The 1,008-nt window shown below is 53.0% G+C and carries 1 protein-coding gene; it reads right to left on the bottom strand.

The window, feature by feature from the left end:
• Positions 1-1,008 (bottom strand): baseplate J/gp47 family protein (locus tag Xbud_RS19045; protein ID WP_099137537.1); only part of this gene is annotated, 1,008 nt, incomplete at both ends.

Here is a 1,008-nt window from a genome sequence, read left to right as displayed (position 1 = left end):
CCCGCAATGGCATATTGCAGTTCAGATATCAATATGCGCCCGGAGCCATCCGGGTTACCGTTTTCAAACAGTACGTTATCAATCGCCTCATTAATACGCGCCGTCACATCGGTACTGATGTGAGAAAGGCCGTGGAGGGTAAAATCAAGCCGGAATTTTATCGGCGATAACACCCAGACTAAGGCAGTGACCGGTTGTAAGGTAAAAAGAGCATCAGCCACCCTCAGCTGATCTCCGGTGGCATGCACTGCATACGGTTCATGGGATGACACGCCATCTGTGCCGATAGGAAAACCGCCATGCGCATTGTTATCACACATAATATAGACACCGACTGTTCCGGCCCCGGCTGCTCTTGGCCTGACCCAGACCCGGGTAATGCCCGGCACGGACAGCGCCCACTGTTTATAATCGTCATCAGAACCGCCCTGTGGTGTGCCCTGATAGGCGAGTAACATACGGGAACGAAAATCCGCTTCATTCTCAATGTCTGCCCCGCCCGTAATGGGCGTAATCGCCGTCCCTTCAACATCAACCCCTGCCAGACTCTGATCCAGCGTTAATACCACACCCGCTGGTGCATTCCCTGCCGCACCGCCACCCGAATCATCCTCGGTACTTTCCGGTAATAACGCAATCAGGCTGACATTTCCCTGTCCATTGGCAGCAATGCGGATCTCAGTCAGAGTTTGGTACTGATACCCATCCCCCCGGTTAAGTCTTGTCCCGGCAGGGATGATAGTTCCTGTCATCCCTGTAAACTGATAGTGCTCACAGTGAGCCGCTGTTGCCGGTTTGCGAAAAATCTTCTTTAACGCCGCCCATCCGGACAACCATTCATCCGTGGCCGTAAACGGGGTAGTCTGCCTGGCGATATAGTCAAGGTAACCGTAATGCAAGTGCGCCATACCTGCATCCATATCTGCCAGTACGCCCATGTTGGAAAAGCGCAATAACGGGCCGGTTTCCTGTAATTCTGATTGTAAATAACTGCGGTTCTGTGCCCGG

Origin of the sequence: Xenorhabdus budapestensis (genome assembly GCF_002632465.1) — a bacterium.
GTDB classification, from domain to species: domain Bacteria; phylum Pseudomonadota; class Gammaproteobacteria; order Enterobacterales; family Enterobacteriaceae; genus Xenorhabdus; species Xenorhabdus budapestensis.
The sequence above is the reverse complement of the archived record's forward strand: the minus strand, read 5'-3'. Positions and strand labels throughout refer to the sequence as shown.